The following is a 7852-nucleotide window of genomic DNA, read 5'->3' on the forward strand; positions in this document are numbered from 1 at the left end:
CCGGGCGCGGTGCGCCCGGGCCCTGCGCCGTCCCCGGCCGCTCACACGCGGTTGACGGCCAGGACCTCGCTGGTGCCGTCGTCGTGCAGGCGCAGCAGCGTGCGCGAGGCGGGGTCCACGCGGATGCGGCGCTGCATGTGCGAGCCGCAGCCCAGGCACTCGCGCAGCAGCGCCCGCAGCGGGTCGCCGTGGGTGACGAGCACCACGCGCTCACCGGCCCAGCGGGTGCGCAGCGCGGCCGCCGCCCGCTGCACGCGGCGCTCGACCTCGACCAGGGCCTCCCCGCCGGGTGGCGCCACGGCGGGGTCGGTGGACCAGGCGGCGAACTCCGCCGGCCAGCGGCGCACCACCTCCGCGGCGGTGGAACCGTCCCACTCGCCGAAGTCGGTCTCGTCCCACTGGGGGTCCACCAGCACCTGCGCACCGGTGCGCTCGGCGATGGCCTCCGCCGTCTGGCGGGAACGGCGCATCGTGGAGGTGATGACGACACCGGCACCGCGCACCTCGGCGCACTCCGCGACCCGGCGGGCCTCCTCACGGCCCGCCTCGGACAGTTCCGGGTCCTCGCCGTAGCGGCCGGACAGGCGCCGCTGCTCGGTCAGGGACGTGGAGGCGTGCCGCACCAGCACCAGGTCCAGGGGCCGCCCGCCGCCGCCCGCGGGCGCCGCCGGGGGGGCCGTCCCCGCCGAAGCGGTGGCGGCGGTGGTGGCGGCCGTGGTGCTGCGCTGCCACTGCCGCCCGGCGGCCGCGGCGTCCATCGCCTCGTTCGCCAGCCGGTCCGCGTGCGAGTTCTGCGCGCGCGGGATCCAGCCGTAGTCGACCTGCCCGGCGGGCAGCACCGCGCGGGCCTCCTGCGCGAGCCGGCGCATGTCGGCGTGCTTGACCTGCCACCGCCCGGACATCTGCTCCACGACGAGCTTGGAGTCCATGCGGACCTCCACGCTCGCCGACGGGTCGAGCTCGGCGGCGGCACGCAGCCCGGCGAGCAGCCCGCGGTACTCCGCGACGTTGTTGGTGGCCCGGCCGATGGACTCGGCGACCTCCGCGAGGACCTCACCGGTCGCGGCGTCCTTGACGACCGCCCCGTACCCCGCCGGGCCCGGGTTGCCGCGGGACCCCCCGTCGGCCTCGACGCGCAGGCGGCGAGCGCTGCTCACAGCCCCGACTCGCCGGTGCGCACGAGGATGCGCCCGCACTCCTCGCAGAAGACGACGTCGTCGGCGGCGGCGGCGCGCACCGCCGCCAGGTCGGAGGAGTTCAGCTCCAGCCGGCACCCCTCGCAGCGGCGGCCGTGCAGCAGTGCCGCGCCCACGCCGCCGCGGGGGGCGCGGGTCTGCTCGTACAGCTCGACGAGCGCGGGCTCGATCCCCGAGGAGATGGCCTGGCGGCGGGCCAGCACGGCGCGCTCCTCGGTGGCGACCTCGTCCAGCACCGCGTCGCGGCGGCGGGTGACGTCCTCGACCTGCTCGGCCAGCTCGCCGTCGGTGGTGGCCAGCTCGGCGGCGGCGAACTGCGCCTGCTCCAGCTTCTCCATGGCCTCCAGCTCGGTCTCCTCCAGGACGCCCTGGCGGCGGGCCAGGGACTCCAGCTCGTGCTGCAGGCCCTGCAGGTCCTTGGCGCTGCCGACGCCGGCGTTCAGCCGGGCGGTGTTGCGGGCGGCCCGCTCGCGCACCTGGGCGACGTCCGCCTCCGCCTTGGCCACGGCGCGCTCGCCGTCGCTGACGAGGGTGCGGGCGGCCACGAGGACGTCGCCGACGCGACGGCGCTCGGCGAGCAGCGAGTCCAGCTCCGCCTGCTCGGGGACGCTCGCGCGCCGGTGCGCCAGCTGCGCCAGCCGGATGTCGACGGCCTGCAGGTCCAGCAGCTTCTGCTGGTCGATCGCCGGGGCCTTGGGCATCCGCCGGTCACTCTCCTCGACTGGGCACGCGCAGCGCCCAGGGGTCGGTGCGCGTGGTGGACACGTGGGCGTCCACGGTACGGCCGCGCGCGGCGAGCGCCGTCACCAGGCGGTCGGCGCACCCGGCCAGCCACGGCCACTCGCTGGCCCAGTGGGCCACGTCCACCAGGTGCGGGGTCCCCGCGGCGCCGGACCCGGCACCGAACGCGGCGCTCTCGCGGGCCTCGGAGGCCGGGTGGTGGCGCAGGTCGGCGGTGACGTACACGTCGGCGCCGCTGGCGCGCACCTGCGCGAACAGGCTGTCGCCGGAGCCGCCGCACACGGCGACGCGCTGCACGAGCGCGTCGGGGTCGCCGGCCACCCGCACGCCCTGCTCGGTGGCCGGCAGCGCCTGCGCGACCCGGTCGGCGAAGTCCGCCAGCCGCTCGGGGGCGGGCAGCGTGCCGACGCGGCCGATGCCGAGCTCGGGGCGGCCCGGCTCGGCCGCCAGCGGCTCCAGCGGCACGAGGCCGTCCAGGTCGAGCACCCGGGCGAGGGCGTCGGAGACGCCGGGGGCGGCGGCGTCGGCGTTGGTGTGCGCGACGTACAGGGCGCAGCCGGCCTCCACGAGCCGGTGCACCACGCGCCCCTTGGGGGTGGTGGCCGCCACCGACGACACCGGGCGCAGCAGCAGGGGGTGGTGCACCAGCAGCAGGTCGGCGCCGGCGTCCAGGGCCTCGTCGACGACGGCCTCGACCGGGTCCACGGCCAGCAGCACGCGGCGCACCGGGCGGGCGGGGTCCCCGCAGACGAGGCCGACGGCGTCCCACGGCTGCGCCCAGCGCTCGGGGTGCAGGTCCTGGAGGACCTCGAGCACCTCCCCCAGCGCCGGGGCCGAGGGCGACGGCGCGGGGGCCGTCCCGCGGGGCGGTGCGGAGTGCGGTGCGGGGGTCGGCTCGGGCACGGGCGCACCTTAGCGGCGGGTGGGCCCGGCCGGGTTCGAACCGACGACGGCCGCGGTGTAAGCGCGGTGCTCTACCAGCTGAGCTACGGGCCCGCACCGGCGCGCGGGCGCCGGGCCCGCCCACGGTAGTGCCTCGGGGCCCGCGTCAGCGGGACCCGGCCAGCACCTCCAGGGCCTGCCGGTGGGCCGCGAGCGGGCGGGGGGCGTGCCCGTCGCCGCGCAGGCTCCAGAGCACGCGCCCGTCCCGCACGAGCAGGGACAGCCGCTCGCTGACGCCGAGCTCCTCGTCGAAGGCGCCCACGGCGCGCGAGACCGCGCCGTGGGGCCAGAAGTCGGACAGCAGCGGGAAGGGGTAGCGACGGTCCTCGCCCCACGCCCGCAGCGCGGGCACGGGGTCGCAGGAGAGCGCGGCGAGCTGCACGCCCGCGTCGTCGAAGCGGTCCACGTCGTGGGCCAGCGCCCCGAGCTCGGCGGTGCAGTGGGTGGAGAACGCGGCGGGCACCAGGACGATCAGCGCGGGCCCCTCCGACCACAGCTCCGACAGCCCCAGCGGCTCCCCGTGCTGGTCCCGCACCACCGCCCCGGGCACGGGGAAGGCCGCGGGTGTCGCGGCGTCCCGGCCGGGCGCGCTCAGCGGCGACCGCTCTTCGGGGTCGTCATGCGGGTGCCGGCCCAGTTGGCGCTGGCGCTGACGCTGGAGGTGGCGTGCAGACCCGCGGTGGGGGCGGCCTCGTCGATCTCCGCGGCGTTCACGTGCCCCGGACGACCCTTCTTGGGCGTCAGCAACCACACCACGCCCCCCTCGGCGAGGTTGGTGATGGCGTCCACGAGCGCGTCCACCAGGTCTCCGTCACCGTCCCGGTACCAGCACAGGACGACGTCGGCGACGTCGTCGGCTTCCTCGTCCAGCAGCTCGCTGCCGACGAGCTCCTCGACGGCGACCCGGAAGTCGTCGTCGACCTGCTCGTCCCAGCCGAACTCCTGCACGAGCTGACCGGGCTTGAAGCCCAGCTTGGCCACTGCCGCCGTGTCGGCGGCAGGGTCCGCGGTCGCGCCCACGTGCTGTCCTGCCTTCCCTCTGCCCCGTCGCCGGGGTTCGTCCGTGCTCCGTGACCTCCTAGTCCAGCCCACCGAGCCCCCCGCGCGCAAGGTGACGGCCCGCACGGGGCGTTCACGTGACCTGCGCGTGACCTCCTCGCGCGTCCTGCCCGCGCGAGCGCGGCGGCCCCGGGCGTGGGAGCCTGGCGCCCGTGGGACGGGTCACGACGCGCACGCGCACGCAGCGGATGGACCTGCGCCCGGGTGGTTCCTCCACCGCGCGGGTGGACACGCTGGCGGTGGAGGAGCCGCTGCAGATCGAGGTGGCCGGCGAGCAGCTGACCGTGACGATGCGCACCCCCGGCGACGACGTGGACCTGGTCCTCGGCTTCCTGCACGCCGAGGGCCTGCTGGCCGGCGCCGAGGACGTGGTGGCGCTGCGGCACTGCACCGACCTGGGCGAGGACGGGCAGCCGACGTACAACGTCGCGCAGGTCACGCCGCGGGCGGGCAGCAGGCTGGCCGGCGAGCGCACCGCGCGCCCCTTCACCACGACGTCGGCGTGCGGGGTGTGCGGTTCGGCGAGCGTGGAGCAGGTGCTGGCGCGGGTGCCCGCCCCGGTGGGCGAGGACGACGTGCGGGTGGACCCGGCGGTGCTGGAGGCGCTGCCCGCGGCGCTGCGGGCGCACCAGTCGGCCTTCGAGCGCACCGGCGGCCTGCACGCCGCCGGGCTGTTCGACGCCTCGGGGCGGCTGCTGTGCCTGCGCGAGGACGTGGGGCGGCACAACGCCGTCGACAAGGTCGTGGGCTGGGCGCTGCGCGCCGGCGCCCTGCCGCTGCGCGGGTGCGTGCTGGTGGTCAGCGGGCGGGCCTCCTTCGAGCTGGTCCAGAAGGCGGCGATGGCCGGCGTGCCGGTGCTGGCGGCGGTCTCGGCGCCGTCCTCGCTGGCGGTCTCCCTGGCCCGCGAGGCGGGCATGACCCTCGTGGGCTTCCTGCGCCCGCCCACCGCGAACGTCTACGCCGGCGGGCACCGGCTGCGCCCGGTGCCGGCGGCCGCGGGCACCGGGCGGGTCCCGGGTGCGGTGCCGGCCGCGGCGGCGGAATAGCCTGGGGCCGTGCCCGCTGACCGCGGGCCGACGGACGACAGCGGGAGGACCACCACCGTGGCCAGACGCGACGATGCGGGGAACGGCCCCGCGGGGCTCGGCCCCATCCTCAACGGGCTGCCCAGCCAGCTGCCCGACATCGACCCCGAGGAGACCGGGGAGTGGCTCGCGTCCCTCGACGCGGTCGTCGGGGAGCGCGGCAAGAGCCGCGCCCGCTACCTGATGCTGCAGCTGCTGCAGCGCGCGCGCGAGCAGCAGGTCGGGGTCCCCAGCCTGACGGCGACGGACTACATCAACACCATCGGCCCCGAGTCCGAGCCGTGGTTCCCCGGTGACGAGGAGGTCGAGCGCCGCTACCGGGCGTGGATCCGGTGGAACGCGGCCGTCATGGTGCACCGGGCGCAGCGGCCCGGGATCGGCGTCGGCGGGCACATCTCCACCTACGCCTCCTCCGCCACCCTGTACGAGGTCGGCTTCAACCACTTCTTCCGCGGCAAGGACCACGCCGGCGGCGGGGACCAGGTCTTCATCCAGGGCCACGCCTCCCCCGGGGTGTACGCCCGCGCCTTCCTCGAGGGCCGGCTGAGCACCGAGCAGCTGGACGGGTTCCGCCAGGAGGCCTCCGCGGCGCCGAACGGGCTGCCGTCCTACCCGCACCCGCGCCTCATGCCGGACTTCTGGGAGTTCCCGACCGTCTCGATGGGCCTGGGCCCGGCGAACGCGATCTACCAGGCGCAGTTCAACAAGTACCTGCACCACCGCGGCATCAAGGACACCTCCCAGCAGCACGTGTGGGCGTACCTGGGCGACGGCGAGATGGACGAGCCGGAGTCGCGCGGCCTGGCGCACGTGGCGGCGAACGACGAGCTGGACAACCTCACCTTCGTCGTGAACTGCAACCTGCAGCGCCTGGACGGCCCGGTGCGCGGCAACGGCAAGATCGTCCAGGAGCTGGAGGCGTTCTTCCGTGGCGCGGGCTGGAACGTCATCAAGGTGCTGTGGGGCCGGGAGTGGGACTCGCTGCTGGCCGCGGACGGCCAGGGCGCCCTGGTCAACCTCATGAACGCCACCCCGGACGGGGACTACCAGACGTTCAAGGCGGAGAACGGCGCCTACGTCCGGGAGAACTTCTTCGGCCGCGACGAGCGCACCGCCAAGCTCGTGGCGGGCATGAGCGACGACGAGATCTGGTCGCTGAAGCGCGGCGGTCACGACTACCGCAAGGTCTACGCGGCCTACCGGGCGGCGACCCAGCACACCGGGCAGCCCACGGTGATCCTCGCCAAGACCATCAAGGGGTACGGCCTGGGGCCGCACTTCGCGGGCCGCAACGCGACCCACCAGATGAAGAAGCTGACGCTGGAGGACCTCAAGCTCCTGCGCGATTCGCTGCGCATCCCGATCAGCGACGAGCAGCTGGAGAAGGACCCCTACCGCCCGCCGTACTACCACCCCGGCGACGGCGACGAGGCGATCCAGTACCTGCGCAAGCGCCGCGCGGACCTGGGCGGCCCGGTGCCGCACCGCCGCGTGCAGCACACCCCGATGCACCTGCCGTCCGACGACGCCTACAAGGTCGCGGCCCGGGGCTCGGGCAAGCAGGAGATCGCCACCACCATGGCGTTCGTCCGCCTGCTGAAGGACCTCATGCGCGACAAGGAGTTCGGCAAGCGCGTCGTGCCGATCATCCCCGACGAGGCCCGCACGTTCGGCATGGACTCGCTGTTCCCGACGATCAAGATCTACAACCCGCACGGGCAGAACTACACGTCGGTCGACCGCGAGCTGATGCTGGCGTACAAGGAGTCCGAGCAGGGCCAGATCCTGCACGTCGGCATCAACGAGAGCGGTTCCGCCTCGGCGTTCACCGCCGCCGGCTCCTCCTACGCCACCCACGGCGAGCCGATGCTGCCGATCTACATCTTCTACTCGATGTTCGGCTTCCAGCGCACCGGCGACAACCTGTGGGCCGCGGCCGACACGATGGCCCGGGGCTTCCTCATCGGCGCCACCGCCGGCCGCACGACGCTGGCGGGCGAGGGCCTGCAGCACGGCGACGGGCACTCGCTGCTGCTGGCCTCCACGAACCCGGCGGTCGTCTCGTACGACCCGGCGTACGCGTACGAGATCGGGCACATCGTCAAGGACGGCCTGCGCCGCATGTACGGCGAGGACCCCGAGAACGTCATCTACTACCTGACGGTCTACAACGAGCCGATGGTCCAGCCGGCCGAGCCCGCGGACGTGGACGTCGAGGGCATCCTGCGCGGTCTGCACCGCGTCTCGGTGGGCGAGGGCGACGGGCCGCGCACCCAGCTGCTGGCCTCGGGCGTCGGGGTGCCGTGGGCGCTGGAGGCGCAGCAGCTGCTGAAGGACGACTTCGGCGTGGTGGCGGACGTCTGGTCGGTGACGAGCTGGAACGAGCTGCGCCGCGACGGCCTGGCCTGCGACGAGCACGCCTTCCTCAACCCCGGCGACGACTCGCGCGTGCCGTACGTGACGCAGAAGCTGAAGGACGCCACCGGCCCGGTGGTCGCGGTCAGCGACTGGATGCGCGCGGTGCCGGACCAGATCCGCCAGTGGGTGCCGGGCGAGTTCGTCTCGCTGGGCGCCGACGGGTTCGGCATCTCCGACACCCGCGCCGCCGCGCGGCGGTACTACCACATCGACGGCCCCTCGGTGGCGGTGCGCGCCCTGGAGGTGCTCGCCCACCGCGGCGAGGTCGACTGGCGCGCACCCGGCCAGGCGATCGAGAAGTACCAGCTGCACGACGTGCGCGCCGGGCGCAGCGGCAGCGCCGGCGGGGAGAGCTGACCGCTCCCGGGACCCGGGCACGAGCACGAGAGCCCCGCACCGCTTCGGCGGTGC

The 7852-nt window shown here is 75.3% G+C and carries 7 protein-coding genes and 1 tRNA gene; 2 read left to right on the forward strand and 6 right to left on the reverse strand.

The window, feature by feature from the left end; genetic code table 11:
• Nucleotides 1–41: 41 nt before the first annotated feature.
• The 6 genes from ACRYM0_RS19735 to ACRYM0_RS19760 all read right to left on the reverse strand — a co-directional run bounded on the left by ACRYM0_RS19735 (nt 42) and on the right by ACRYM0_RS19760 (nt 3899).
• The gene (locus ACRYM0_RS19735) at nt 42–1157 is read right to left on the reverse strand and encodes a bifunctional RNase H/acid phosphatase (protein ID WP_432507554.1); all 1116 of its coding nucleotides are present in this window, start codon (nt 1155–1157) and stop codon (nt 42–44) included.
• Nucleotides 1154–1897, reverse strand: a complete 744-nt coding sequence (locus tag ACRYM0_RS19740; RefSeq protein WP_432507555.1) for a zinc ribbon domain-containing protein — start codon at nt 1895–1897, stop codon at nt 1154–1156. The genes ACRYM0_RS19735 and ACRYM0_RS19740 overlap by 4 nt, the downstream gene beginning before the upstream one ends.
• A gap of 7 nt (nt 1898–1904) precedes the next feature.
• Complete coding sequence (locus tag ACRYM0_RS19745) at nt 1905–2840, reverse strand: Nif3-like dinuclear metal center hexameric protein (RefSeq protein WP_432507556.1); 936 nt, start codon at nt 2838–2840, stop codon at nt 1905–1907.
• Nucleotides 2841–2860: 20 nt separating this feature from the next.
• Nucleotides 2861–2933 (reverse strand) — tRNA-Val (locus tag ACRYM0_RS19750).
• Between the two features lie 52 nt (nt 2934–2985).
• Nucleotides 2986–3414, reverse strand: a complete 429-nt coding sequence (locus tag ACRYM0_RS19755; protein ID WP_432507557.1) for a redoxin domain-containing protein — start codon at nt 3412–3414, stop codon at nt 2986–2988.
• 56 nt (nt 3415–3470) lie between these two features.
• Complete coding sequence (locus ACRYM0_RS19760) at nt 3471–3899, reverse strand: DUF3052 domain-containing protein (RefSeq protein ID WP_432491411.1); 429 nt, start codon at nt 3897–3899, stop codon at nt 3471–3473.
• A 191-nt stretch (nt 3900–4090) separates the two neighbouring features.
• Between ACRYM0_RS19760 and fdhD the strand changes: the two genes are divergently transcribed.
• Nucleotides 4091–4984 carry a formate dehydrogenase accessory sulfurtransferase FdhD gene (gene fdhD, locus ACRYM0_RS19765; protein WP_432507558.1) on the forward strand — a complete coding sequence of 298 codons (894 nt, stop codon included), beginning with the start codon at nt 4091–4093 and terminating at the stop codon, nt 4982–4984.
• A gap of 57 nt (nt 4985–5041) precedes the next feature.
• Nucleotides 5042–7798 carry a pyruvate dehydrogenase (acetyl-transferring), homodimeric type gene (gene aceE, locus ACRYM0_RS19770; protein WP_432507559.1) on the forward strand — a complete coding sequence of 919 codons (2757 nt, stop codon included), beginning with the start codon at nt 5042–5044 and terminating at the stop codon, nt 7796–7798.
• Nucleotides 7799–7852: the final 54 nt, after the last annotated feature.

This window comes from Kineococcus arenarius subsp. arenarius, assembly GCF_050871845.1.
Lineage (GTDB): Bacteria > Actinomycetota > Actinomycetes > Actinomycetales > Kineococcaceae > Kineococcus.

Excerpts from the sequence above, each read along its gene's own strand:
- ACRYM0_RS19740 (WP_432507555.1), bottom strand. The coding sequence starts at position 1,897 with ATGCCCAAGGCCCCGGCGATCGACCAGCAGAAGCTGCTGGACCTGCAG.